General features: G+C 73.7%; 25 protein-coding genes and 1 pseudogene. 13 read left to right on the top strand and 13 right to left on the bottom strand.

Annotation, left to right across the window (positions count from 1 at the left end; genetic code table 11):
- Positions 1-38: 38 nt before the first annotated feature.
- Positions 39-2,252 (bottom strand): MMPL family transporter, encoded by a 2,214-nt coding sequence (locus IF89_RS0105725; RefSeq protein ID WP_051806823.1) that lies wholly within the window; start codon positions 2,250-2,252, stop codon positions 39-41.
- 274 nt (positions 2,253-2,526) lie between these two features.
- Here IF89_RS0105725 and IF89_RS37730 point away from each other — a divergent pair, with 274 nt between their 5' ends.
- From IF89_RS37730 to IF89_RS0105710, 3 genes are all read left to right on the top strand, one after another.
- Positions 2,527-3,696 carry a sensor histidine kinase gene (locus IF89_RS37730; protein WP_051806822.1) on the top strand — a complete coding sequence of 390 codons (1,170 nt, stop codon included), beginning with the start codon at positions 2,527-2,529 and terminating at the stop codon, positions 3,694-3,696.
- Positions 3,693-4,364, top strand: a complete 672-nt coding sequence (locus tag IF89_RS0105715) for a response regulator (RefSeq protein WP_043193038.1) — start codon at positions 3,693-3,695, stop codon at positions 4,362-4,364. The genes IF89_RS37730 and IF89_RS0105715 overlap by 4 nt, the downstream gene beginning before the upstream one ends.
- A gap of 141 nt (positions 4,365-4,505) precedes the next feature.
- Positions 4,506-4,742 (top strand): hypothetical protein, encoded by a 237-nt coding sequence (locus tag IF89_RS0105710; protein WP_030762101.1) that lies wholly within the window; start codon positions 4,506-4,508, stop codon positions 4,740-4,742.
- 25 nt (positions 4,743-4,767) lie between these two features.
- Here IF89_RS0105710 and IF89_RS0105705 read toward each other — a convergent pair whose 3' ends face one another.
- Positions 4,768-5,265, bottom strand: coding sequence for a CAP domain-containing protein (locus IF89_RS0105705; protein ID WP_051806821.1), 498 nt, complete (start codon positions 5,263-5,265; stop codon positions 4,768-4,770).
- Between the two features lie 255 nt (positions 5,266-5,520).
- Positions 5,521-6,606 (bottom strand): helix-turn-helix domain-containing protein, encoded by a 1,086-nt coding sequence (locus IF89_RS0105700; RefSeq protein ID WP_030762095.1) that lies wholly within the window; start codon positions 6,604-6,606, stop codon positions 5,521-5,523.
- Between the two features lie 100 nt (positions 6,607-6,706).
- Between IF89_RS0105700 and IF89_RS0105695 the strand changes: the two genes are divergently transcribed.
- Both IF89_RS0105695 and IF89_RS0105690 read left to right on the top strand, forming a co-directional pair.
- On the top strand, positions 6,707-8,029 hold the full coding sequence (locus IF89_RS0105695) for an MFS transporter (protein ID WP_051806837.1): 1,323 nt from the start codon (positions 6,707-6,709) through the stop codon (positions 8,027-8,029).
- 40 nt (positions 8,030-8,069) lie between these two features.
- Positions 8,070-8,456 carry a hypothetical protein gene (locus IF89_RS0105690; protein ID WP_030762089.1) on the top strand — a complete coding sequence of 129 codons (387 nt, stop codon included), beginning with the start codon at positions 8,070-8,072 and terminating at the stop codon, positions 8,454-8,456.
- A gap of 95 nt (positions 8,457-8,551) precedes the next feature.
- On the opposite strand, the gene IF89_RS0105685 is transcribed toward IF89_RS0105690, so the two are convergent.
- Positions 8,552-9,121, bottom strand: a complete 570-nt coding sequence (locus IF89_RS0105685; RefSeq protein WP_030762087.1) for a DUF6817 domain-containing protein — start codon at positions 9,119-9,121, stop codon at positions 8,552-8,554.
- 179 nt (positions 9,122-9,300) lie between these two features.
- Between IF89_RS0105685 and IF89_RS0105680 the strand changes: the two genes are divergently transcribed.
- On the top strand, positions 9,301-10,209 hold the full coding sequence (locus tag IF89_RS0105680) for a LysR family transcriptional regulator (RefSeq protein WP_030762084.1): 909 nt from the start codon (positions 9,301-9,303) through the stop codon (positions 10,207-10,209).
- Here IF89_RS0105680 and IF89_RS41810 read toward each other — a convergent pair.
- Positions 10,177-11,474: pseudogene (locus IF89_RS41810) on the bottom strand (MFS transporter); the annotation flags it as partial. The gene IF89_RS0105680 and the pseudogene IF89_RS41810 sit on opposite strands and share 33 nt — an antisense overlap.
- Positions 11,471-12,103, bottom strand: a complete 633-nt coding sequence (locus tag IF89_RS0105670; protein ID WP_030762081.1) for a TetR/AcrR family transcriptional regulator — start codon at positions 12,101-12,103, stop codon at positions 11,471-11,473. The gene IF89_RS0105670 and the pseudogene IF89_RS41810, both read right to left, overlap by 4 nt.
- Positions 12,104-12,234: 131 nt before the next feature.
- On the opposite strand from IF89_RS0105670, the gene IF89_RS0105665 reads away from it, so the two are divergent.
- Positions 12,235-12,480, top strand: coding sequence for a DUF6158 family protein (locus IF89_RS0105665; RefSeq protein WP_030762078.1), 246 nt, complete (start codon positions 12,235-12,237; stop codon positions 12,478-12,480).
- Positions 12,481-12,636: 156 nt separating this feature from the next.
- Here IF89_RS0105665 and IF89_RS0105660 read toward each other — a convergent pair whose 3' ends face one another.
- Positions 12,637-14,013: a helix-turn-helix domain-containing protein gene (locus tag IF89_RS0105660; RefSeq protein ID WP_051806820.1), complete on the bottom strand. Its 1,377-nt coding sequence runs from the start codon at positions 14,011-14,013 to the stop codon at positions 12,637-12,639.
- A 139-nt stretch (positions 14,014-14,152) separates the two neighbouring features.
- Here IF89_RS0105660 and IF89_RS0105655 point away from each other — a divergent pair, with 139 nt between their 5' ends.
- On the top strand, positions 14,153-15,520 hold the full coding sequence (locus IF89_RS0105655; protein WP_078628107.1) for a M64 family metallopeptidase: 1,368 nt from the start codon (positions 14,153-14,155) through the stop codon (positions 15,518-15,520).
- Between the two features lie 109 nt (positions 15,521-15,629).
- Here the strand turns inward: IF89_RS0105655 and IF89_RS0105650 are convergent, their stop codons facing one another.
- Both IF89_RS0105650 and IF89_RS0105645 read right to left on the bottom strand, forming a co-directional pair.
- Positions 15,630-15,818: a DUF6381 family protein gene (locus IF89_RS0105650; RefSeq protein WP_030762069.1), complete on the bottom strand. Its 189-nt coding sequence runs from the start codon at positions 15,816-15,818 to the stop codon at positions 15,630-15,632.
- Positions 15,819-15,934: 116 nt separating this feature from the next.
- Entirely contained in the window at positions 15,935-16,708 is a 774-nt protein-coding gene (locus tag IF89_RS0105645; RefSeq protein WP_030762065.1) for a VOC family protein, read from the bottom strand.
- Between the two features lie 243 nt (positions 16,709-16,951).
- Between IF89_RS0105645 and IF89_RS0105640 the strand changes: the two genes are divergently transcribed.
- Together IF89_RS0105640 and IF89_RS0105635 are read left to right on the top strand one after the other, a co-directional pair.
- On the top strand, positions 16,952-17,938 hold the full coding sequence (locus IF89_RS0105640) for an isopenicillin N synthase family dioxygenase (RefSeq protein ID WP_030762063.1): 987 nt from the start codon (positions 16,952-16,954) through the stop codon (positions 17,936-17,938).
- A gap of 88 nt (positions 17,939-18,026) precedes the next feature.
- Positions 18,027-19,247 (top strand): alpha/beta hydrolase family protein, encoded by a 1,221-nt coding sequence (locus IF89_RS0105635; RefSeq protein WP_030762060.1) that lies wholly within the window; start codon positions 18,027-18,029, stop codon positions 19,245-19,247.
- 132 nt (positions 19,248-19,379) lie between these two features.
- Here the strand turns inward: IF89_RS0105635 and IF89_RS0105630 are convergent, their stop codons facing one another.
- Positions 19,380-19,817 carry a hypothetical protein gene (locus IF89_RS0105630; RefSeq protein ID WP_158717809.1) on the bottom strand — a complete coding sequence of 146 codons (438 nt, stop codon included), beginning with the start codon at positions 19,815-19,817 and terminating at the stop codon, positions 19,380-19,382.
- A gap of 323 nt (positions 19,818-20,140) precedes the next feature.
- Positions 20,141-21,439 (bottom strand): MFS transporter, encoded by a 1,299-nt coding sequence (locus IF89_RS0105625; RefSeq protein ID WP_043193035.1) that lies wholly within the window; start codon positions 21,437-21,439, stop codon positions 20,141-20,143.
- A 369-nt stretch (positions 21,440-21,808) separates the two neighbouring features.
- Between IF89_RS0105625 and IF89_RS0105620 the strand changes: the two genes are divergently transcribed.
- The 3 genes from IF89_RS0105620 to IF89_RS0105610 all read left to right on the top strand — a co-directional run bounded on the left by IF89_RS0105620 (position 21,809) and on the right by IF89_RS0105610 (position 23,415).
- On the top strand, positions 21,809-22,129 hold the full coding sequence (locus IF89_RS0105620) for a cupin domain-containing protein (RefSeq protein WP_234327662.1): 321 nt from the start codon (positions 21,809-21,811) through the stop codon (positions 22,127-22,129).
- A 145-nt stretch (positions 22,130-22,274) separates the two neighbouring features.
- Positions 22,275-22,811, top strand: a complete 537-nt coding sequence (locus tag IF89_RS0105615; RefSeq protein ID WP_051806819.1) for a hypothetical protein — start codon at positions 22,275-22,277, stop codon at positions 22,809-22,811.
- 70 nt (positions 22,812-22,881) lie between these two features.
- Positions 22,882-23,415 (top strand): GNAT family N-acetyltransferase, encoded by a 534-nt coding sequence (locus tag IF89_RS0105610; protein WP_030762046.1) that lies wholly within the window; start codon positions 22,882-22,884, stop codon positions 23,413-23,415.
- 191 nt (positions 23,416-23,606) lie between these two features.
- On the opposite strand, the gene IF89_RS0105605 is transcribed toward IF89_RS0105610, so the two are convergent.
- Positions 23,607-23,888 carry a hypothetical protein gene (locus tag IF89_RS0105605; RefSeq protein ID WP_030762043.1) on the bottom strand — a complete coding sequence of 94 codons (282 nt, stop codon included), beginning with the start codon at positions 23,886-23,888 and terminating at the stop codon, positions 23,607-23,609.
- Positions 23,885-24,622, bottom strand: a complete 738-nt coding sequence (locus IF89_RS0105600) for a GmrSD restriction endonuclease domain-containing protein (RefSeq protein ID WP_051806818.1) — start codon at positions 24,620-24,622, stop codon at positions 23,885-23,887. Before IF89_RS0105600 ends, IF89_RS0105605 begins: the two co-directional genes overlap by 4 nt.
- Between the last annotated feature and the right edge of the window lie 130 nt (positions 24,623-24,752).

Raw genomic sequence — 24,752 nt, 5'->3', positions numbered from 1 at the left:
GCGCACCGGCGCCCGCGGCGCGCTTCGGTGCCCGGCACTCAGGGGACCAGCACGCGCTCCGGTGCCTCGGACCCGGTGCCGCCCACCGCTCCGCCGCCGGTGGCCGCCGGCCGGGGCCGCAGCGGCCACCACAGGGACCGGCCCAGCAGCACCGCGCACGCCGGTACCAGGACGATCGACAGGACGAACGCGGAGAGCAGGATGCCCAGCCCCGTCGAGAAGCCGATCTGCTGCGTGGCCGCGACCGGGTTGACCGCGAGGCTGCCGAAGGAGGCGGCCAGCACCAGCCCGGCGGTCGCCACGGCCGGCGCCGTGTGCCGCACCGCCCGGGACACCGCGTCACGAGCCGGACCGGGCCGCTCCATCTCCTCCCGGATCCGGTCCGTCACCAGGATGTTGTAGTCGGTGCCCAGCGCGACCACGAACAGGAACAGCACCAGCGGCAGCGTGAAGGCCACACCCGGCTGGTCCAGCCCGTGCTGGAAGACCAGCGCCGCCGCCCCCAGCGTGGCGGCGAACCCCAGCCCCACCGCCAACATCAGGATCAGCGGCGCGAGCAGGCTGCGCAGCAGCAGGAAGAGGATGAGCGCGATCAGGACCGCCGCGACCGGGAACACCAGCCGCAGGTCCTCGCCCACCGCCTCCGAGACGTCGGCGAACACCGCCGCCGTACCCCCGACATGGGCCTCCGTGCCGGCCGGCTTGTGCGCCGACACCGTGTCGCGGACCGCGCCGGACGCCAGGTCGCGTGCCTCCTGGCCGTGCGGGTCGGCGTTCGGGAACAGGTCGATGCGCGCCGCCAGGCGGTCCTCGCTCAACACCGCCGGGGCGACCTGCCCGACGCCCTCCACCCGGGCGAGCGTCCCGGACAGGGCGTCCACGCGGCCCGTGGTGAGCGGGGCACCGTCCGACGCGCTGACGTAGACGCTGATCGGGTCCGACACGCCGGCCGGCATGGCCCGGGCGATCTCCGCCGCGGTGGTGGCGGCGGCCGTCCGCTCACCGTCCGCGCCGCCGGAGCCGTAGTCCATCCGTATGCCGGCCGTGCCCGCGGCGAGCGCGCCCAGCAGCACCACGGAGGCGAGGGCCGCCGTGCGGGGGCGCCTCACCAGCCAGGTGCCGAGGCGGGCGGCGGACCCGCCGCGGGGCTCGCGCCGGTGGGCCCGCGAGGGCCAGAACATCCGGCGCCCGGTGACGGCGAGCAGGGCCGGCATGAAGGTGAGGCTGCCGAACAGCATCACCAGCACCGACACCGCGATGGCCGGGCCGAGCACCCGGAACTGCCCGAAGGACGCCACCCCGAGGGTGGCGAACGCCGCGACGATGGTCAGGGCCGCCGACGTCACGGCCGTGCCCACGCGGCCGGAGACCTCGGCCGCCGCCACCCGCCCGGCCTGCTCCGGCCGCCGCCGCAGCTGCTCGCGGAAGCGGAACAGCAGGAAGAGGAAGTAGTCGATGCCGATACCCACCAGCACGACGTTGATCAGCTGAGGGGTGGACGGGTCGAGGGTGACACCGGTCAGCATCGCGACACCGACCACGGTCCCCGTCGCGGCTCCGCCGATGACGGACACGACGATCAGCGGCAGCAGCGCGGCGAGCACGCTGCGGAACACCAGGACGTGCAGCAGCACGATGACCCCGAGCATGACGAAGCCGACCACCCGGGCCCGGGTCTCCTCGGCGTCGATGCCGTCGACGGTCGTGGCGAGCCCGCCGGTGTAACCGGTACGGAAGCCGGCGTCGGCGAAGGCCGCCCGCGACTGTTCCCGGAAGGCCCGGTAGGTGTCCTGGAGTCCGGGGTCCTGGGGGTTGCCCGTCAGTTCCACGGACAGCAGCCGGAACCCGCGGTCGGGAGCCGTCATCGCCGGGGCGATCCTCGGGGTCTGCGAATGGTCCTGGGTGAACGGCAGCTCGTCCTCCGGCTTCGGCATGGCCACCCGGTGGCGGCCGAGCTGCGCGGCCTCCTCGTCGATGCGCCGTTCGTCGTCGGCGCTCAGTTGCGCGCCGTCCGGCCGGGCCACCAGCACGGTCAGCGTGTTGGCGTCCGGCTTCACCCCGAACCGCTCCTCGGCGATCTTCAGGGCCGCTGCCGAGTCGTAGGACGGAGGCAGGAAATCAGCGGTGTTGCTCTGGGTGGCGCGGAAGACGAGCGCCTGGCCGGCGATCGTCAGGGCGATGCCGAGCAGCGCCCAGAGGGCGATCACCTTCCACGGATTCCTCGTCGAGAACCCGGTCAGGGCGCGGATCACGTGACTCCTCAGGTCGGGACTGGCGACCGGGGGTTCCCGGCCGGCCTCCAGACCATCAGGCGGGGGCCGCGCGATCGTCGGCGTACGGGAGGAACCCCGCCCCGGGAGCAGGGTCCGGCCCGCGACCCCGACCAGGACTCCGGTCCTGGTGGAGCACCGGCCCACGGGACGGCGCCACCGGTCGGCCGGGCTGCAAAAATGGATCGCGAGGAACCGGCACGAACCGCCTCCCGCACCGGCGGGAAGGCCCGCCGGCGGGGGAGGACCGGCAAGGATGGACAAGGGCGCCGACAGACTGCGCTGGACGCGCAACGACGCACTCGTGGCGATCGGGGCCGCGGCGGTGGACCTGCTGGGCTTCGCGCTCGGACCCCCGACCGAGGGGATCCCCCTCACCCTCTCCGCCGCCTGCGCGGTGGTTGCGGCGGCCATGTGCCTCCTTGCCCGCCGCAACCACCCGGTCGCTGTGCTCGCGGCGGTCCTGCTCCTGGGCGTCGTACCCAACCTGGCCGTCCCGGACATCACCCCGCATTTCCCGCTCGCGCCCGCCGTCGCCCTCTACTCGGTGGTCCGGTTCCGCCGGCCCGCCGTCGCCGCGACGGCCGTCGTCCTGACCGTGCCGCTGGTCTCGCTGGGCCAGGGCGGCACGCTGTTTCCCGCCGGCTGGTCCGTCGTCGCCAACGCAGCCGCAACGGCCCTGGTCACCGGCGCGGCCGTGGTCATCAACCGCTGGCAGCGGGAGGTCGCGGCCGACCACGCCCTCCGGGCCGAGCGTGCGGTCGCCGAGGAACGCCGCCGCATCGCCCGAGAGCTCCACGACATCGTCGCCCACCACATCACGGCCATGCAGCTGATGGCGGGCGGCGCCCGGGCCAACCTCGCGCACGACACCGAAGCGGCCCGGGAGGCCCTCGTCACGCTGGAGGACTCCGGGCGCATCGCTCTGCGCGAGATGCGCCAACTCCTCGACGTGCTCCGGGCGGGCGAGGAACCGGACGAAACCCCTCCGGCGCCCCAGCCGGGCGCCGCCGACCTGGAGCGGATCATCACCGAGTCACGGCTGGCCGGTACGGAGACGGTGTTCACCGTCGACGGCCCCGTCCGCCCGCTGCCGCCCAGCGTCGGCCTCACGCTCTTCCGCATCGTGCAGGAGGCACTCACCAACACCCGCAAGCACGCCGGGGAGGCGCGGGCCGACGTCCGGCTGACCTACCGCGCCGACGAGGTCGCCGTGGAGGTGTGCGACGACGGGGCCGGAGCCGCGCCGCCCGTCGCCCGGCCCGCCGCCGGCACCGGGTACGGTCTGATCGGAATGCACGAACGCGTGGCCCTCCAGGGCGGAACCCTGGAGGCGGCCGCACGCGACGGCGGCGGATTCCGGGTGGCGGCCCGCCTCCCGGTCCCCGCGGGGCGGGGCGGCGAAGGAGGGGAACGACACCGATGATCCGTGTGCTCATAGCCGACGACCAGCCGCTGGTACGGCGGGGCCTCGCCCTGATCCTCGGCCCCGACCCGGAGTTCCAGGTGGTGGGGGAGGCCGAGGACGGCGCACGCGCCGTGGCCCTCGCCGGGGAACTGCGCCCCGACGTGGTCGTCATGGACATACGGATGCCCGTCCTCGACGGCGTCCAGGCCACGGCGGAACTGGCCCGCACCCTCCCCGACGTCCGCGTCCTGGCACTGAGCACCTTCGACATGGACGAGTACGTCGTCGCCGCCCTGCGCGCCGGAGCGTACGGCTTCCTCCCCAAGGACGTCTCCCCCGAGGAGCTCGGCGCCGCGGTCCGCATCGTGCACGCCGGCGAGGCGGCTGTGGCACCACGGCTCCTCACCCGGCTGCTCTCCGCCTACGTCCGTACCCCCGCACCCGCCCGGGCCGCCGCGGCAGCCGCGGTCCCGCCCGACATGACTCCGCGCGAGCGGGAGATCTGGCAGCTCCTCGCCACCGGCCTGGACAACGCGGAGATCGCCGCGGACCTGGACATCAGCGTCTCCACGGTCAAGAACCACATCACCGGCATCTTCGGCAAGCTGGGCGTCCGCGACCGGGCCCAGGCGGTCGTCGCGGCCTACGAATCGGGCCTCGTGGCGGCCGGCAACGGGAGCGGTTGATCACGAAGTGCCCGCAAGAACGCCGGAATCCTCCTGCGGTCCCCACCTCTGACCAGCCGTAACACTGGATGATCCGCCCGTGCGGACCGGGCCCCGTCCGTGACACAGTGCGAGCAGTGACCGCCCGACCAGGGAGCCTCCATGCGCGATCCGCACGTCACGCCGCTCGCGGCCGCCCCCGTGTGCCCGCCGGAGCCGGGCCCGTTGCCCTGCTGTCCCGTGTGCGGCGGCGTGCCGGACCGCATCTCGTGGCGGCAGCGCGCGGGGGAGCCGGTGCTGCTGGTCTTCGACCCCTGCGGCCATCGCCGGAGCACTCCCGCCCCGCCCGTCCTCGCGGTCACCCCGCCCCGCGCACACGGTCACGCCGACGCTGGCTGAGCCGGCGCCCGCGTGAGCGCGGAGGTCAGTCGGTGAACACCTGCACGATCCGGTCGCCGGAGACCGCGACGCCCGTCTTGGTGTAGCTGCAGTTCTTGATGTTGGGCGCGTGCCACGAGCTCTTCAGCCACCCGTCGACGTGCACCTTCTCGTCGCCCGATCCCCACGCGATGTTCTCGGCGGAGGCGTTGAAGGTCGCCCCGGCCTTCTTCAGCCGGTCCTGGATGCTGGACCCGTCCGAGCCCACGTGGTTGGTGGTCGTGTCGTTGGCGTACTCCTGGGCCGCGGCCTGGACCTTGGGGTCGATCGTCAGCGGCTGGCAACCTGCGGCCACCCGGGCCTCGTTGACCAGCTGGAGCACCTTGCCCGGGTCGGCCTGGAGCGGAACGACCGCACGCGTGCCCGCCGTTGCCGGCTCCGCGGCGGCGGCGGCTCCGGCACCGACGGCGCCTGTGAGCACCAGCAACGAGGACGCGCACACGGCGGTGCACCCACGCCGTACCCGGCGGGATCCGAAAGCCATGGGATTACCTTCCTTCTCGACGAGAAGCGGCAGACGCGGCGCACGCCGCCGCCGTCACCCCCCATCCCTGCCGATTCTCCGCCGCCCCCCACCCACCCGCATCTCCCGACCGAAGAACGCCAGGTCAGGCCGGGCCTGAGCGGTCCGGCGTCAGCGGCCGGACCGGGACGTCGCCGGGAACGCCGGATCGCCCGAACCCGTGAGCCCGGGACGGGCGCGGACCGACCTGCCGGTGAAGCCCGCGCCAGGTACGGCTCAGCGCAGCACGGCCGCGAGGAGATCGGCGCCCAGCGCCGTCAGGTCGGGCAGGTTCAGGGTGTAGCGGACGTAGCGGCCGCGCCGCCGGGCCGTGAGCAGACCGGCGCGGCGCAGGACGGCGAGGTGACGCGACACCTCCGGCGGTGACAACTCCCAGGCGTGCGCCAGTTCGCGGGTGGTGTGCGGACCCCGGGCCAGGGTGCGCAGCAGCCGCAGCCGGACCGGATGCGCGAGCGCCTCCAGCCGGAGCGTGACCGTCTCCAGTGACACCGGCTCCGACGGCTCCGGCTCCGCCACCGGGTACTGCACCACCGGCTGCCAGCCGGGCGAGTGCACCACCGCCAGGTGCGGGCCCCCGAAAACGCTGGGTATGAAGGTGACTGCGCTGCCGCGGGCGGCGGTCGCCTTGTCCGGAAGCTTGTCGAGGACAATGCAGTCGCCGTCCGGTGCCAGTGAGACCGCACCCGAGACCGCCGCCAGGGCCGCTCCTTCCCCGTGCCGCCTGAGCAGGTCGTTCTTCACCCGCAGATCGGTGGCCATCCGTACGGCGACGTCCGCCCAGGCGGCGTCGAAGAACGCCTCGGCGCACCGTTCGAGGGTGGCGCGCACGCGGGCCCGTACGGCGGCCGGATCCGCCAGCAGCCGTGCCGCGAAGGCCTCCTGCCGTACGCCGCGCGCCTGCGCCAGATCGAGGGCGCGCTCCCGCGCGGCCGCGTCGGTCAGCGGCGAAGCCGCCCCCGACGGCACCCGGTTGCTGCCGCAGGTGGTGACGAGCGCCGCCGTCACATACCGCTCGTCGTCGATGCGGTCCACGTCGTCCAGCTCCTCGGCCAGGGTCGGCCGCGGCCGGGCGGGGAGCAGGAAGTCGGCCTGCGAGGACCGCCAGAGGAAATCCGCCTCCCGCAGGCGCTCGGCCAGCTCCTGCGGCATCGCGGCCCGTACCTCTGCGGCCCACCCGGCGAGCCGCGGATGGTGCCCCGGCTCCGCCAGCACGTGCAGCACCGCGGTCAGTTCGGCCAGCGGGGAGGCGGCGAACCTCAGCCGTCCGGACGGCAGGCCACCGATGTCGATCCTCAACGTCACCCGCCCAAGCATCCCCGACCGGACCGCCCGCCACGTCAGCGGGTTGACGATGTCCGTCAACCCGCGTGCCCGCCCGGCCGCCGAACCCCACGGTGACGCCATGCGAACCGACACCAAGCTCCGGCCGCGCGCCCTGGTCCGCGCCTCCGGAGGTCCCCGTTACGCCGTCGCCCTCGTCGTGGACGCCCTCGGCACCGGCCTGCTACGCCCCTTCCTGCTGCTCTACGGGGTCATGGTGCTGCGGTTGTCCGCGCCGGCGACGGGTATCGCCATGACGGCGGGGATCGTCGTCGGCCTCGTGTGCATGCCCGCGGTGGGGCGATGGCTCGACAGGGGCGCGCGCAGCTCGGTCGTGGCGGCGTCGATGCTGGTACGGGCACTGGGCGTGGCGCTGCTGCTGGCCACCCCCGCCAAGCACGTCTGGCCGTTCGCGACGGCGGCGCTCCTCCTCGGAGTCGGCAACCAGGCATGGCCGGCCGCCCACGCGGCTCTGGTGGCCACCGTCGCGCGGGGCAGGGAACGCGACACCGCGCTCGCGGCGGGCCGTGCCCTGCGCAACGCGGGGCTGGGCGCGGGCGCGCTCCTCGCCACCGCCTGCCTGGCGGGCGGTGCCACGGCCCTGCGGGCGATGGCGCTCGCCACCGGGATCGCCTACCTCACCGCAGCGGCCCTGGCGTGGTCGGTCCGGCTGTACGCGCCCACGGCCACCCCGGCCGATGACGAGGCCGCGGGGCCCCTGCCCCGGATGCGCGGGCTGCTGGCCGCCAACGTGGTCTACGTCTTCTGCCTCAACGTCCCCGAGATCGCGCTTCCCCTGGTGCTGGTGACGCAACTGCATGCCTCGCCAGCGTGGCCGGCGGCCGTGTTCGTCGCCAACACGGTGCTCGTGGTCACCCTGCAGGTACCGCTCACCGTCCTGCTGTCGCGCTTCCCGCGGCGCACGGTACTGGCCCTGGCCGGCGCGGTTCTCGCCGTGTCCTATCTCGGGTTCCTGGCGGCCGCCTCGCTGGGGGGCGGCTGGGCCGCCCCGGCCGTCGCCGCGGTGTCCGTGGTCTGCACCCTCGGCGAGATCGTCTACGCCGGCAGCGCCACGGCGCTGGTCACCGCCCTCGCCCCGGCGCGTGCCATGGGGCGAGTCCTCGCCCGGTTCGAGCTCTCCACGGGCTTCGGCCTCGCCGTCTCCCCTGCGGTCATCACCGCCCTCGCGCCCCACGGTCCGGCCGCCCTCTGGGGCGGACTCGCCGGTGCGACGATGGTGTCCGCCTCGGTGGTCGCCACCGAACAGGACCGCCCCGCCACCTCACCCACAGGTGACGTCCGCCCACCTCTTCCTCAACCGGGGGAGAGCAGGCGGAACTCGTCGCCCTCCGGGTCGGTCAGGACACTTCTTTGCCGTGTCCGACAACCCTTTCGGGCGCCCTGACTCGGCCATGACAAGGGTGTGAAACGATTACGCTGCGCCCATGGGATATGCGTTTACGTTCGAGCGGTCGGCCCCTGGCGACACGTTCTCCTTGAACAACTGGCAGATGGGATTCGTCCGGGAAGCCATGCGGGAGGCCGGTGCCGCAGCCGGACAGGGTTTGGAGCAGGTGTTGCGTGCGCCGGGACTGGAACCCACCGGGCGGACAGCGGACATGGAGAAGTTCCTGTCGAATTCGAACTGGCACGTCAGCGGCGAGGAGGCGGGCTTCATCGCATCACGCTTGCGCCTGGCGGCGAGCAAGGACGTGATCTCCGATCTGATGTCGTTCTTCGACGACGCGCCCGACGAAGTCGAGCAGTGGATCGAGGACTTCGCCGCTTTCAACGAGCGGTCGGTCCCGCACGACGGTTACCGCGTGAGATAGCGCCTCGCCCCGGAATCGGGCCATCACCCGCGGGTCGGGCAGTCGACCATTCGACCTCCCTGCCTTTCTCGATGGCGCCGGACGCGACCTCTTCCTCACCCGGCGCCGGGTGCCCGCGGTGCCGGACCGGACCCGTGACCCCCGAGCACGGTCCGGCACTCCTGCCGGGCCGGCTCGCTCAGCAGGCCCCCCAACCGGGTGAAGAAGCACAGGAGTTCGCCGCCCCACGCCTCCCGGAAGGCAGGATCGATCCGTGCCAGGTCGAGCTCGTTGGCCGCGGACAGTTCGGCCAGGTCCCGCCGCGCGGCCTCGGTCGGCGTGTGGACGCACCCCGTGAAACGGTCCCGGAAGGCAGCCTCCGCGCGGTCCAGCGTCGGGTAGGAAGCCGCCCGGTCGCAGGAGGCGTAGAGGTACACGATCGACTCGGCCTCGGCACCGATCACCGCGGCCGCCTCCGCACGCCGTTCGAGGGGCAGCAGCGCCACGGGGAATCCGTCGGTGCCGTACAACGCGTGGCACAGGCCCGCCCGTTGCAGGGCCGGGCGGGCGCCCCAGGAGGCGAGCAGCCCGCTTACGCGCTCCAGGTGCGACAGCAGGGTCCCGCCCGGGTGGGCGATGTCCTGCGCACCGAGTTCCCTCAGCCGTGCGACGACTCGTTGCGGCATCGGCCCTCCTGGGGTCGTGGTGGTGGGTCGGCACCCGCCCACGCCTGCCGCCCGGTGTCCGGACACCGTGGCGGAGGCGGGCGGGTTGCCGCCCGGGCCCTGCATCGATCGTGATCCACCCCAACACCCCAGTCAATCCTCCTGTTTGCTCCGCGGATCCAAGGAATACCTTGGGGCTCATGACCCTCGACGACCTTCGCGTGTTCGTGGCCGTCTGCCGCGCCGGCAGCCTCAGCGCCGTCGCGCGCGACCTCGGCTGCACCCAGTCCGCCGTCAGCCAGCACGTCCGCCGCCTGGAGAAGCAGACCGGCACCAGCCTCCTGGAGCGGCACGCCCGCGGCGTCGTGCCCACCGAGGCCGGCCGCATCCTCCGGGCGGCCGCCGCAGACGGCATCGCCGGCCTCGACGGCGCGCTGCGCCGCGTGGAGGACCTCGTAGGGGGCGGGGGCGGGACGGTGCGCGTCACCACCGGCGCGACGACCGTGCGGCACTTCATGTCCGAGGCCGTCGTCTCCTTCCGCCGCAGCCACCCCGCGGTGAGCCTGGAGTTCCAGACCGAGAACTCCAGCCGGAGCTGCTTCGACGCGCTCGCCGCCGGCGACCTCGACCTCGCCTGGATCACCATCGGCGCCCCCGTCCGCGGCATCGAGCAGCGCCCCGTCATGGAACTGCCCTGGGTCCTCGCGGTCGGCGCCGACGACCCCCTCGCCCGCCGGGCCGCGCTCACCCCCGCCGACCTCGCCGGTGTCCGCCACATCCGGCTGCCGCAGAACTCCGCCTCCCGTGCCCACCTCGACGCCGCCCTCGCCGAGTCCGGCATCCACGTTCGCTCCGACACCAGCGTCGCCGACTGGGACACCGCCCTGCTCCTCGCCGAACTAGGCCTGGGACACGCCGTCGTGCCCGCGCTGCCCGGCTGGCGGGTCCCCGGCTCCGACGGCCCGCTGCGCCTGGTGCCCGTCCCCGCCCTGCCGCCGCTCGCCGTCGGCTGGGCCGTCCGCCGCTGGGCCGCCCTCGCCCCGCCGGCCCTGGTCTTCGCCGACGAGGTCGCCCGCAGCTGCCGGGCGCGCGCCGCCGGGCAGCAGTGACGCCGCCGCCAGGCCCACCGCGGCCAGCAGGGCCAGTGCCACCAGCGACGGGCCGTGCACCCCGGCGCTCGCGGCGACCGCGATGCCGAGCGCCGGGCCGACGTTCATGGCCGTCTGCTTCAGCCCGCCGACGACCCCGGCGTATCCGGCCGGGGCCTCGCCGACCACCGCCCCGGTGGCGGTGACCATGACGGTGGTGAAGCCGGCGCCGAGCACCGCGAAAGCCGGCCCGGACGCGGAGCCCAGCCCGGCGATCCCGGCGACGACCAGGACCGTACCGGTCAGCGCGGTGCGGCGCGGCCCGAACCGACGCAGGGCCGCCCCCGCCACCGGAGCCCCCGCGACCATCACCAACGTCATGGGCAGCACCCGCAGCCCGGTGTCGAGGGCGTCCAGCCCCTGCACGTCCTGGAGCCGGAACGTGGCCGTGAACAGCGCGCCGAACAGGCCCGCGGACACCACCAGCAGCAGTGCCATCGAGGCCGTCACCGCCCGCGCGCGGGCCACGGCGGGCGGCACCAGTGGCAGTGCGGAGCGTCGTTCCCGCCGCACGAAGAAGACGCCGAGCACGGCGGCGCCGGCGAAGCCGAGCAGGGTCGGCCCTGCGGTCCACCCGTGCTGCGGTACGCCGACCAGCGCATGCACGAACACCGCGAGGGCCGTCGCCAGCAGGGCGGCACCGCCCAGCTCCAGCCTGCCCGCCGCCGCCCGCGGCGGCGCGGGGGCCCGTACGGCCAGGGTCAGTGCGGCGACCACCACGGCGACGGGCACGTTGACCACGAACACGGCCCGCCAGTCCCAGTGAGCGACCAGCAGGCCGCCGATCAGCGGCCCGGCGGCCGCGGCCAGCCCGATCGCGCTGGTCCGCACGGCAACCGGCGTGGCCAGTCGGTCGGGCGGGTACGCGAGCCGCAGCAGCGCCAGCGTCGCCGGCTGGAGCAGCGCGCCGAACACGCCCTGCACGGCCCGCAGGCCGATCACCCAGCCCACGCCGTGGCGCACACGATGCCCGCCGACGCCGCGGCGAAGCCCAGCACGCCGACGCACAACAGCCGGGCGTGCCCGTACCGGTCTCCGAGCCGTCCGGCGACGACGAGGAAGGCGGCCACCGCCAGCATGTAGGCCGTACTGGTCCACTGCACCTGCGTCACGCTCGCCCCGAGGTCGCGGCTCAGGCTCGGCTGCGCCACCGTCAGCACGGTGCCGTCGAGGGCGACGAGCATGGCGCCCGCCACGCTCACGAGCAAGGAGATCCGCTGCCTCATGCGGGCACACCTCCGTCGTGCGCCGGCCCCGGGAGCACACCCCCGAGGTGGGCGTCGACGGCCGCGCCGACGAGCCGTTCGACCCCCGCGACCCCGTCCTCGCCGAGGACCAGCGGCAGGCTGCCCCAGTGCCACAGCTGCGCCACGCCGTGCCAGTTGGCCCACAGGGCGGCCGTGGTGACGGAGGGGTCGGCCGCCCCGCACCGGCCGACGAGCGCGACGAGCAGGGCGAAGAGGGGGAGGGTGGACTCGCGCAGCCGGGGCTCGTCCGAGGGTGTCTGCCCCGCGCTGTCCAGCAGGTCGTGGCGGAACATCAGCTCGAACATCCCGGGGTGCTCCAGCGCGTAGCCGACGTAGGCGCATCCGATCGCCCGCACCCGTTCCCTGGGGGCCGACTCCCTCGCTCCGGCGGCCGCCTGCGCGAACCTCTCGCCGAGATCGGCGAAGCCGCGCCGGGCGATCGCCGACAGCAGGGCCTGGTGGGTGGGGAAGTAGCGGCGCGGCGCGCCGTGCGAGACGCCGGCTCGGCGGGCGATCTCCCGCAGCCCGAGGGCTCCGGTGCCCTCGCTCATGACGAGTTCCGCACCGACGTCGATCAGCCGTTCCCGCAGGGGTCTGTCCTGGTCCATGGACCCTGTCTACCAGCGGGAGTAGACAGTGTCTACTCGGTGGGGGCGGGGCCTTCGGCGGCTGGTGAGGACGCGGGGCCCGGCGCGGGGGATGATGGATTGGGCGGAGGCCCGAGGAGGAGGTGCGTGCCATGACGGAGCACGAGGGAGGTCCCTCGGCGCGGGACCTGGAGGAAGGCCGACTCCTCAAGGAGCTGGAGGCCATCCACCGCACGCGCCACGAGACCCTGCTGCACGGGTCCGACGATGCGCTGGTCACCCATACGAAGCGGATGAACGAGCTGGAGCACGAGTACGTGCGCCGTCACCCGCAGCGCGCCCAGACCGCCTCCCGCACCCGCTCGGGCGCCCGCGCCCGCACCAGCGACGAGAGCTGACCGCCCGCGTTCCGCGCCGAGGCAGGCGCGCCGCCGCCGGGCCCCGGCGGAGAGGGGGCCGGTCACCCCGTACGGGCTCCGGCAGTGAGGGGGCCGGTCACCCCGTACGGGCTCCGGCGGAAAGGGGGGCCGGTCACCCCGTACGGGCGCCGGCCCTCACTCCGATCGCTCCGGGGCCCACCGCGAACCGCCGACCGCGCCGGGCCGGAGTGCCGCGGTGGGAGCCGGCCCCAGGGTGGTGGTGCCCGGCGCCGCCCGGTGACCCAGTCCCGTGCGATAGGCGTCCATGGCCGCCTCGACCCGCCCCGTCCGCCGCAGCAGGTCGCCCAGCAGGCGGCACAGGTCGGCGAGGTCGCCCGTCGCCCCGCTGCGCTCCAGCAGGGCCAGTGCCTGGACATAGTGTTCCTCGGCGCGTTCCGCCTCACCGCGCTCCTCGGCCATCAGGCCGAGGAGCCGGTGCGCGCCGCCGGCGTGCACGGCACCGTGGCTGTTGCCCAGGTCCAGGAGCGCGGCGAGCAGGCCGGCCGCCTCCTCCTGGCGGCCCAGCCGGCGCAGGACGTCGGCCAGCTCCACCTCCACCTGCGCCGTGTACAGGCCGGCCCGCCGGGCCGACAGCATGTCCCGGGCCGTGCGCAGCTCCCGCTCGGCCGGTCCGAGCTCGCCGCTCTGCGCGAGGACGTAGCCGCGCATCCAGTGGCAGTGCGCCAGGTCGGTGCTGAGCTGCAACTGCCCGTAGATCTCCTGGGCCTTGGCCAGGGAGGCGTCGGCGTCGGCCGTCCGCCCCTCGGCGAGGAAGGTCCGGGCCACCTGCCGGTGCATGCCCGCCACCAGCGCGGGATCACTGACCCGCGGTGCCAGCGTGAGCGCCAGTTCCGCCGAGCGGGCGGCGCGGGCGTGCGCGCCCATGTCCATGTACGGCCCGATCACCGCGGCGTGCAGCAGCACCAGCGCGTCGGGGTCGGCCAGCCCGCCCGCACCCAGCTCGTCGATGGCGGACTCCAGCAGGTAGCAGGCGTAACGCAGCTCCCCCGCGAGCAGGTGCGCCACGGCCCGGCCGCGCACCGCCCGGGCCCGGCGCGGTAGCGGCTCGTCCGCCACGAGGCGTTCGGCCTCCTCGAAGTGACCGATGGCGCAGGCGAGTTCACCGGCCTCCAGGGCACACTCGCCCAGCCCGAGGCGAGCCTGCGCCTGCTCGGGTACGAGCCCCAGCTCCTCCGCCTCGGCGAGCAGCTGCCGGTAGCGCTCGGCGGCCTCGTCGGCCGCGCCGGTGGCCAGCGTGCGCTGCGCATCGGTCAGGGCGAGCCGCAGCTCCGTGGCGAGGTGGGCGGGCCTGCCGGTGGCCAGCTCCTCGTACGACGTGCCCAGCCGGTCGGCGAGGAAGCGCAGCGCGGTCTCGGAGGGGCGCACCTTGCCCGACTCCAGGGTGGAGACGTAGGCCGAGGTGTAGGAGGGGTGCGCCAACTGCCGCTGTGTCAGGCCGCGTTCCGCACGCAGGCGCTGGACCCTGCGGCCGATCTCGCCCGGTTCGTCCATGGAATCCCCCTCGTTGCTCGAACTCCCCGACATTGAACCGGAGTCCGCCATTGCGCGGCACCGTCGGGCGGCCTAGTTTAAGCAGCCGATTCATCGCACTTATCAAGCCGCTTAACTTCCGTTCCCAGGGGGAGACTTCATGCATCCGGTCAGAGGCAGGACCAGAGGAACGGCACGGCGTGCGTCGCTGCGCGCGGCGCTCGCGATGGTCGTCGCGACCGCCGCCCTGGTGGCGGCCGGCCCGGCGGACGCGGCGGACGACCCGGCCGGGACCCGCGTGGAGGTCGAGATCCCCGGGCCGGAGCAGGGCGGCGACGCCGGATCCGGACACCTCCTGGTGCCGGCGGCCGGCAGTCCGGCGAAGAGCCCGGGCCGGCTCACCGAGGCCGAGCGTGCGGCCGACGGCGGGGTCAGGAAGGTCCTGGACAACGGGCCGACGGCGGACCGCTTGGACGTCGTCGTCATCGGCGACGGCTACACCGCGGCCGAACTGCCCCGGTTCCACGCGGACGCCGAGCAGAAGTGGGCGGAGGTGGCGGCCGTCGAGCCGTACGCCACCTACCGCGGCCTCTTCAACCTCTGGACGGTCGACGCGGTCTCCCGCGAGTCGGGCGTCTCCGGCGACCCGGACCCCGCGACCGTCCGCGACACCGCCCTCGGCTCCTCCTTCTGGTGCGGCGGCATCGAGCGGCTGCTGTGCATCGACCAGCCCAAGGTCGACGCGTACGTGGCGAAGGCGCCGGAGGCCGACCTGGTCGTCGTCCTGGCCAACAGTGCCAAGTACGGGGGAGCCGGCTACAACGAGCGCAGCGCCACCCTCGGCTACGAGGGGATATCCACCGCCTCGGCCGGCCATCCGAAGTCCGGCCAGGTCGCCATCCACGAGACCGGCCACTCGCTGGGCAAGCTCGCCGACGAGTACTTCTACCCGGGCGTGCCGGACTACGAGAAGTACACCGGGCCCGAGCCGGTCGAGTCCAACAGTTCCGGCCTGACCGCCGACCGGATGGCGGCGCAGCGCAGCAAGTGGTACCGCTGGCTCGGCGAGGAGTCGCCCGACGGCGGCACCGTCGGTGCGTACGAGGGCGGCAACTACTACGTGACGGGCCTGTACCGGCCCACCGACAACTCCCTGATGCGGGTCCTGGGCAAACCCTTCAACCTCCCCGGCGTCGAGGCCATGATCGGGGGGTTCTACCAGCACGCGAAGATCGCCACAGCGCTCACCCCGACGGACCGGACCCTGCGGCTGGGCCGCACGGCGAAGGTCCGCGTTCCGGAACTGGCCGGCGCCGACGGCCGCCGGCTCGTGGTCCGCTGGTACCTGGACGGCAGGGAACTCAGGCGCCTGGAGGGCCGCACCGAGGTGTCGGTGGCGGAGCTGTGGCTGTTCGACCTGCGGACCCACCGCCTGTCGGTGACGGCGGAGGACCGCACACCGTCGGTGCGGGACCCCGGGATCGCCCGTACCCTCCGCTCCACCGTCGACTGGAAGGTCCGGCTGTAGGGACCGCGTACGTCGTCGCGGGCCGGCCCGGCGACGGGAGCGCGCACGGCGGCGGCCGGCGGCCGCGGCGGCCACCGGCCGCCGCGCGGTGGGTGAGGGGAGCCGCACGCTACATGGGGTCCATGCCCCGGTCGTCGATGCGGCTCTCCTGCTCGCTCTGCTCCTGCAGGCGGCGGGCCTTGTCCTGGAGCCGGCGGCGCTCCTCGGGGTCGGTGGACCGCTGGGCGGCCTCGTTCAGCTCCTGGGCCTTGTTGCGCATCTGCTGGACCCGGCCGCGGGACTCGCCTGAAACGCTCATGATCGCTCCTCGTATGGGGGGAGAACGGGCGGATACAGCGAACCAGCACCGCCGCGCAGCCGCATCTCGAACCGTCACCGAAGGTGATCCGCCGAGGCCCGGGCCGGCCCGTCCGGTCAGTACAGGCCCGGGCGGGCGAGGTCCTCGTCCGAGTCGGCCCCGAGCGCGGTGGTGAGCGTGAAGAGCGCGCCGTCGGGGTCGCGGAGCGTCACCCAGCGTTCCCGCGCGTTGGAGGCGATGTCCGAGACCATCCGCCCGCCGAGCCTGGCGGCCGCCTCGATCGCCGGCCGGAGGCGGGGTACCCGGAAGTGCACGTGCCAGCGCGGCCGCGTGTGCGGCGAGTAGGCGGCGAGCTCGACGGGACCGCTGTTCAGGCGGGCCACCGGTTCACCGCCCTGCCGCAGGACGACCTGGTCGTCCTCGTAGGAGACGCTGCAGCAGCCGGGCCGGTCGGTGGCCCATTCCAGGACCGCGCCGTAGAACATCGCCGCGTCGAGGGCATTGCGGGTGCGCAGCTCCAGCCAGGCCGGGAGGGGGCCCTTACCGGCCCGCCAGTCCGCGGCCACGTCGCCCTCCCAGATCCCGAAGACCGCCCCGTCCGGGTCGGCGACGAGCGCCGCGCGCCCAACGGACTCGAAGGAGACCGGGCCGACCGCGATGGTGCCCGTGCGCTCCCGGATGCGGTCGACCGCCACGTCGGCGTCGTCGACGGCGAAGTACGGGGTCCACGCCGCCGCGACCCCCAGATCGGCGGCCAGTGCGCCGATGCCCGCCACCGGCACCCGGTCGTGGAAGGCCACCGAGAAGGCCCCGCCCAGGCGGGCCGGCCGGAACCGCCACCCGGCCACCGCACGGTAGAAGCGCTGGGCCGTGTCGAGGTCGCGCGTCATCAGGCTCACCCAGCACGGCGCCCCGAAGACCTCCCGCGTCGAAATCTCCACCGCACGCTCCGTCCGTCGAGGCACCCGTCGTTCCATTCTGGTCCTTTTCGGGACGATCATCGCGGGCCGCGGGCTGCGACGCGCACACGAAGTGGCCGAGGCTCACGTTCCGTGTCGGCCCCGTCCGCCTCCGCACGGCGATAGCCTCGGTTTCGCGGACACCACTGCGCAGCGTCGGAAGGCAGGTCTCCCATGCCCGGATCGCAGGTTCCCGTGATCGATCTCGGCGCGTGGCGCTCCGGCGGACCGCGGGAGCGGGCCCGTACGGCCGCCCGGGTCGACGAGGCCCTGTGCGCGGCCGGATTCCTGCTCGTGACCGGCCATGGCGTCGACCCCGCGCTCCCCGCCGCCATCCGCAGCACGGCACGGGAGTTCTTCCGGCTCCCGGCCGCCCTCAAGCAGCAGTACGCCGTCACGGTCGGCGGCCGCGGCTGGCTCGGACCCGGCGCCGAGGCCAACAGCTACGCCGAGGGCACGTCCTCGCCGCCCGACCTCAAGGAGTCCTGGTCCTTCGCGGCCGACGAGCCCACCGGCGACGCCGCCGTGGATGCCGAGTGGTTCCGGCCCAACACCTGGCCGACGCAAGCCCCGGCGCTCCGGCCGCTGGTCACCGCGTACCTGGAACGGATGAAGGCCCTCTCCGACGAACTGCTGGAACTCCTCGCCACCGCCCTCGGGCTCGACGAAGACCGCTTCACACGCCACACGGGACACCCCACCTGGGGGTTCAACATCAACTGGTATCCCGGCACGGACACCGTCGGCACACCCCTGCCGGGCCAGTTCCGCATCGGCGCCCACACCGACTTCGGCACGCTCACCGTCCTGGACCGGCAGCTCGGCTCGGGAGGCCTGCAGATCCACACCGACGCCGAAGGCTGGCAGGACGCGCCCTTCGACCCCGCCGGGCTCACCGTCAACATCGGTGACCTGATGGCCCGCTGGACCGGCGACCGCTGGCGGGCAGGCCGCCACCGCGTGCTGCCCCCGCCCACCGACGCCCCGGCCGAGGAACTGATCTCCCTCGTCTACTTCTACGAATGCGACGCGCACACGCGGGTGGAGTCCCTGCCCGCGCCCATCGGCCGCGTCGTGCACGACCCCGTGGACTCCCACACGTACCTGCGGGAGAAGCTCCGGGCCATCACCGTCCCCGCAGGCACTCATACTTCGGAGTGACGAACGGCGCGCAGCCCTCCCCGGGACGGACAGCGGGATCAACCGGCAAGGTGACGACCGACCCGGCCGCGGTGCATAGCGTCGGACCATGACCATGACCATGATCACGACCAGAAGCCGAACCGTCGCCGCCGCCGCGTTACTCGCCCTGCTCCTGCCGCTCCCGCTCGCCGCGGCCGGTACCGCGGCCGCAGCCGCAGCCGGTACCGGTACCGCGGCCGGTACCGCAGCCGGCCCGCCGCCTCCGCCCGCCGCCGAGCGCAGCCGCCCCGCCGTCGAACTCCCGCGCCCCACGGGCCCGTACGCGGTCGGGCGGGACGACCTGCACCTGGTGGACCGCAGCCGGACCGACCCGTGGGCCGGCTCGGGACCCCGCGAGCTCATGGTCACCATGCGTTATCCGGCACGGCGCGACACCGGTACCCCTGCGCGCTACCTCACGCGCGAGGAGGCCCGGCTGCTGCTCGCCGACCGGGGGCTGGAGCAGGCCGTGCCCGTCGAGACCCTGACCCGTACCGCGAGCGCCTCCCGCTCCGGCGCCCGTCCCCTGGCAGGACGCCACCCGCTGGTCGTCCTCTCGCCGGGCTTCACCGTCCACCGCGCCACCCTCACGGCCCTCGCCGAGGACCTGGCCTCCCGCGGCTACGTCGTCGCCGCGGTCGACCACGCGTACGAGAGCGTCGGAACCGCCTTCCCCGGCGGCCGTGTGCTGACCTGCCTGGCCTGCGACAAGGCGCAGGAGACCGGCATGCGGGCGGTCAGCGACAACCGTGCCCGCGACGTGTCCTTCCTGCTGGACCGCCTCACCGGACCCCGCCCCGCCTGGCGCCACGCCGGCCTCGTCGACCCGGGCCGCATCGCCATGGCCGGCCACTCCATCGGCGGCGCCTCGGCGATCGCCGCCATGGCGACCGACCCGAGGATCCGCGCCGGGGTCAACATGGACGGCGGCAACGCCACACCCGTACTCGACGGCGGACTCGGCGGACGCCCCTTCATGCTCCTGGGCGCGGAGCAGCGGGGCCCCGGTGGCAACGCGAGTTGGGACCGCGACTGGCCGCAGCTCGACGGCTGGAAACGCTGGATCACCTTCGACGGCTCCGGCCACTTCACCTTCAGCGACTTCCCGGCCATCGGCGAGCAGCTCGGCCTGAACGACCCCGAGAATCCGCTGCCCGGCGCCCGTTCCGTCGAACTGACCCGCCGCTACGTCGGCGCCTTCCTCGACCGGCACCTGCTCGGAGAAACTCGGCCCGTCCTGGACGGCCCCTCCGCCGACGCCCCCGAGGTCCGCTTCCACTCCCCGTAGGTCGTGCGGCCGGCACCTCGATGCCTGGTCGGACACGCATGGCGTCCGCCACGGCCTGCTCCAGGGCGGCCCGGTCGCTCAACCGCCAGGCCGGAACCGGCTCCGGACGTCCCTCCTCCACAGCCCGGCGAGCTATTCCGAGGCGTCGGGGCCCGTGCGGTGAAGAACGCGGCGGTCGAGGACGATGGTGTTGCTGGATCGGACGACGCCGTGGAGGTCTGCGAGGTTGCCGTCGAGGTGGATGGTCCTGCCCTCCGTGCGGTAGGTGCCCGTGTTGACGCCGATCTTGAATGCGGGGCAATCGTCCAGGTTGCAGATCACGTCGTTGATCTGCTCGAAACGGCCGTCCGCGGTGAAGGTCAGCTGCTGGGTGTAGAAGGTGATTCCCGGGCGGTTCTTGTCGACCGGCTCGGTCCACCGCCCTGTCAGCCGGGCCTGCTCTGCGGCAGCCGGGGCATCGGCTCCCCAAGCCTGGGCGGCAGCAGAGCCGCTGGTGGCCGTCATGGCGGCCATGAGCAGCAGTGCCGTGCCCAGCGCTGACCGGCTCGTCTTCTTCGTCTGCGCGCTCACGCTCATCTCCTCGTTCGTCGGTCCGTGGTCCGCGGTGAGTGCCGTCGGCGTGGCCCGACCGTATGCGCTCAGACGCCGACCCCGTTCCACCTCCCCGGGGCCGCGTCTCGTTTCGGCTGCTTCGACGGACGCGCTGAACACTCCCCACGCGGACCCGGGGGCCGGAAGGCCGGGGCCCCTTCCGTCATCCGGATGGAGCACACCCGCGGAGCCCGATTGGCCGAGAGCCACCGCGCGCTCACGGTCACCGCCCGGACCACGTGAAGCCGTCCGGCAACACGGGCAGACCATGACGCGGGAAGCGACAGCCCCGGCTCCTCGGCTCACGGCAGGCTGGGTTCCGAGGCGGCGTGCACGCTGCCACTGCCGCTCGTCGTGCCCGGCGCACGCGCCGGGAGGCGTCGTACGGCCGGGACGCAGAGAAGCGCGAGCGTGGCGGGGACCGCGATGACCGTCATCGAGTACAGAGTCGGTCGCAGGCCGAGGGACTCGGACACCGGACCGGCCAGCACCAGTCCCACCGGCATGAGGCCCGTCGACAGCAGATGGTCGTAGGAGCTGACGCGGGACAGGGCCTGCTCGGGCACGTGCGTCTGCAACGCCGTCTCCCACAGGACGAAGAAGAGGGACACCGCCACGCCGGTGACCGCCTCAAGGACCGCGATCACCACCAGTGGTGCGCCGGATCCGATGATGATCGCCTGACATGAGGCGACAGCCAGCGCCGCAGCGGCCAGGGCCATGGGTCGAGCGATCTTGAGCCGGTAGGCGCACACATCGCCCACAATGGCCCCGACACCGAAGGCTGTGACCACCACTGACCAGCTTGCCGTACCGCCCCACTCACGCTCGGCCAGCACGGGCCCCAGCACGAAAACCGACGGCAGTACGACGACGTGGTAGACCGCCATGCCGGCCAGGCCGGAGAGCACCCACGTCCGGCTGCGTACCTGAGCCCAGCCGGCGCGCAGTTCCGCCAGGAAGGACTCGCCTGCAGCGCCCTTCGCCGTCCCGGATGCCGTTTCGGATGCCGTCTCGCGGGGCTTCAGCCCGGCCAGGAACGCGGCGCTGACTGCGAAGGTCAGGGCGTCCAGGGCCAGTGCGCCGCCGGGGCCGGCCAGTGCGACCAGTCCACCGGCCAGGGCCGGGCCGAGCACCAGCCCGGACGACTGCACCAACCCGCGCAGGGCGTTGGCCTCCCGCAGCCGGTCCGGGGCGACCACCAGCGGCACCAGTCCTGTGGAAGCGGGCATGAAGAACGCATCCGCCGTGCCGAACACGAGCATCAGCAGGGCCAGGTGCGGTACCTCGGCCACACCGGTCAGCAGCAGTACGGCAATGAGCCCTTGTACGGCGAACCGCACCAGGTCGGAAGCCAGCATGATGCGGTGCCGCCGGAAGCGGTCCGCCCACACCCCGCCCACCAGGGTGAACAGCAGCATGGGCACGAGCCCTGCGGCCGCCACCAGGCCGACGTCAGAGGCGGACCCGCCCACCGACAGCACGGCGAAGGGCACGGCCACGAACGACACACGGTCACCCAGCACGGACAGGGACTGCCCCATGAACAGGCGCGCGAACTGCGGTTCGTCGCGCAGCACGCCAGGGATCAAGGATTTCATGCGGTGACCGTTCAGCGACAGGAGGGCAGATGGTGCGGCGCCCGATCGTAGGAAGGACCGGCCCCGCCGGTCACGTGAATTTCCTCCGGCCGGACATCCACGCCTGAGACGCTCTTCCGATGTGGAGAGAGAGGGTCACGAAGATCGTGCCCGAGGCGGAGCTGGGCGCCCCTGCCGGGGAGGGCGCCCCGGTGGCCGTGGAGAAGGCGCTCGGACAGACGCCGCATCCTACGCTCGGCGCAGACCGCGCACACGCAACGGATGGGCGGGCCGCGCGCACCACGTCGGCGAGGCTCATGGCAGAAAAGTATCCCTCCGCGTCACTCCTGACTCTGGGGAGGAAGGAAACCGGCCGCAAGCATGGTGCTCGTGACCCACGCAACCGGCACCGTGCAGATCGTCCATGTCGATGACGTCGACCCGACCGAAGTGGCTCCCGGCATCCTCCGCAGGCCCTTGCCCGCCACCGAGCGGGCGCGCGGGTGGGTGTACGACTTCGCCCCGGGTGCGCAGTGGCCCGAGGAGGACGTGCACGAAAGCGAGGAGCGGTACTACGTGGTGTCCTGCGAGTTCATCGACTGCGGCCGGCGCCTCGGGGCGGGCAGCTACGTGGTGTTCACACCGGGCAGCGTCCACCGCCCGCGCACGGAGATCGGGGCACGCGTGATCGGGATCACCCTCCTCGGGTGACCTGCCGGCCGCACCCCCGCCGCCGGGGTGCTGAGGCGGCGGCCGGGTGAAGTCACCGTCGTCCGGGGACGGCTCCCGTCCGCCGACCCGGCCGGAGCGTACGACCGACCGTGCCACCCACCCGACGAAAGGATCTCCTCCTGCCATGCTCGGCACACTCATGCTCATCGCCGTCCCGACAGTGGTGTGGAGGCTGCTCGGTGCGTTCGGCGTCGGACGGTTCGCCACCTGGAGGGTGTCCGTCCTGCACGGCATGGCGGTCATGCTGTTGTTCACGGCGAGCGCCCACTTCGTGCCCTCCGCCGTCGGCCCCGTGCCCGGCCACCACGACTTGGTCGCGTTGGTCCCGCCCTTCGTGCCGTTCCCGCGCCTGGCGGTCTACGCGACGGGCGTCCTGGAACTCCTCGGCGCCGCCGGCCTCGTCCGCGAGGCCACTCGGCCGACGGCCGGGCTCGGCCTCGCCGCACTGTTCGTCCTGATGCTCCCGGCCAACATCTACGCGGCCGTCGCGCAGGTGCCGTTGGCCGGCGAGCCGGCGACGCCGCTCTGGTTCAGGATTCCCGAACAGGTGCTCTTCATCGGGATCGCGCTGTGGGCCTGCGTCCCGACGCGCACCGACGCCGCCCGGCGGACCGACGGACTCCCCGGCGGACCTGTCGACGGCCGCCGACGCCACTCATAGCGTCCGGGCGGCCCACACCGCCGCAGTGGCCGATTACCGCTGGTCCTGCGGGTTTCGGCAGGATGGGGGCATGACCGAGATCCGTACCCCCCGACTCCTGCTCCGCCTCTGGACCGACGACGACCTCGTCCCCCTCTCCGAGATCCATGCCGACCCGGAGGTGATGCGCTGGGTCGGCGACGGCTCGACCCTCGGCCTCGACGAGACGGCCGAGGCGATCGAGCGCTGGGAGGAGGAGTGGGACGAGGAGGGCTTCGGGCTCTTCGCCGTCGAGCTGCTCGGTTCCGGGGAACTGATCGGAGCCGTCGGCCTCTCGGTCCTGGAGGACCTGCCCGACGCCCGCGCCGACGTGCAGATCAGCTGGATGCTGGGGCGCCAGTACTGGGGTCAGGGCTATGCCTCCGAAGCCGCCCAGGCCACCTTGGAGTTCGCCCTCCAGGACCGCGGCCTGGACCGCGTCGTCGCGGTGAACCGGCTCGGAGACACCGCCTCCGAGAACGTGATCCGCAAGCTCGACATGGTGCGGGAGCGCGAGACCACCGACCCCCGGTACGGGCACGCCGTCCACGTCCACGGCATCGACCTCTCCGAGTACGAGGCCTGACCAGTTACGAGGCCTGACCTGGTACGGGGCCCGAGCCAGTACGGGCCGTGCCCCCGGACGGCCGCCCGGCCCGCGTCACGGGCGGCCACGCCCGGGTACGGCCACTGGAGCGGTCGTCGACCCGGCACGGGGCGCCCCAACGCCTGCCCGCGGGCAACCGGCCCCTGGGCATCGCCGTGCCGCGACCCGGATCAGGGGGCCGCGCCGGGGGCCACGGCGCCGCCGCCCGCGCGGATCGCCGCGAGGGCCGCGGCGTGCAGGGCGGCCGGTGCGCCGTGGTGGGGCCGCGGGCTGCCGGTGAGGGTGTACCACTCGTCGGCGTCCTGGTACTGGACGTCGAAGCGGACCAGCCCGCCGCCCGCCACGGTGGTGCGCAGGGTGAGAGGACCCGTGACGACGCCGACCTCATCGGTCATGGCGCCGCCCGGACCGGCCGGCACGTCGTCCTGCCAGCGCTGCGGCACGCCGGTCATGAGGTGCAGGTGTCCAGCATCGTGGTGAGCATCTTCTTCTCCGGTTCGGTGACGGTCAGCTCGTAGGCGGATTTGACGGTGGTCCAGGCGCGTCCGTACTGGCACCAGCTCGAACGGTCGGGCGGCTGCCACAGGTCGGGGCTCTGGTCGCCCTTCGACCGGTTGGAGGCCGCGGTGACCGCAAGCAGCTGAGGGCGGGTCAGGTCGTTGGCGAACGCCTTGCGGCGGGCGGCGTCCCAGCCGGACGCACCGGAGCGCCAGCCCTCGGCGAGGGGCACGACGTGGTCGATGTCCAGCTCACCGGCGTCGGTGACGACGGCTCCGTCGTACAGGCTCTTCCACCTGCCGGAGACCGCCCGGCACTCGCCGTCCCGTTTCACCTCGGCGCCGTCCCGCTGGAGGACCGTCTCGCGGGTGTCGCACCTGTCGCCCTGCTCCGCCCAGTGCGTGAACCTGGCGCGGCTGTAGCCCGCCATCGTGCCCGCGGGCGCCACCTTCAGCGCGGCCAGGCGGGCACGCGCCTCGGCGGCGGTGACCAGGCCCGGCAGCACGTCCCCGCCGGTCGGCGCGCCGCCCGCCGGACCGCCCGCCGGTGGCGCGGCCGACGAGGCCGACGGCTTCCCTTCCGGGTCCCCGCCGCCCGCTCCGTCCGGCACGGCCGGGCCCGAGCAACCGGCCCCGCCGACCAGCAGCGCGGCCAGTAGCGCAGCCGGTACCCGTATCTGACGTCCCATATCCCCACCCCCGAGCCCGTACCGCTCCGCCACCGTCCGGGAGAGCCTACCCAGAATCGGACATTCGACTTATGGCGGCCCCTGGCGGCGGGTGTTGTCAGTGGCCCTCGCTAGTCTCCCGACATACCGC

Origin of the sequence: Streptomyces sp. NRRL F-2664, from assembly GCF_000719345.1 — a bacterium.
Lineage (GTDB): Bacteria > Actinomycetota > Actinomycetes > Streptomycetales > Streptomycetaceae > Streptomyces.
This window is presented reverse-complemented; position numbering and strand designations above follow the sequence as displayed.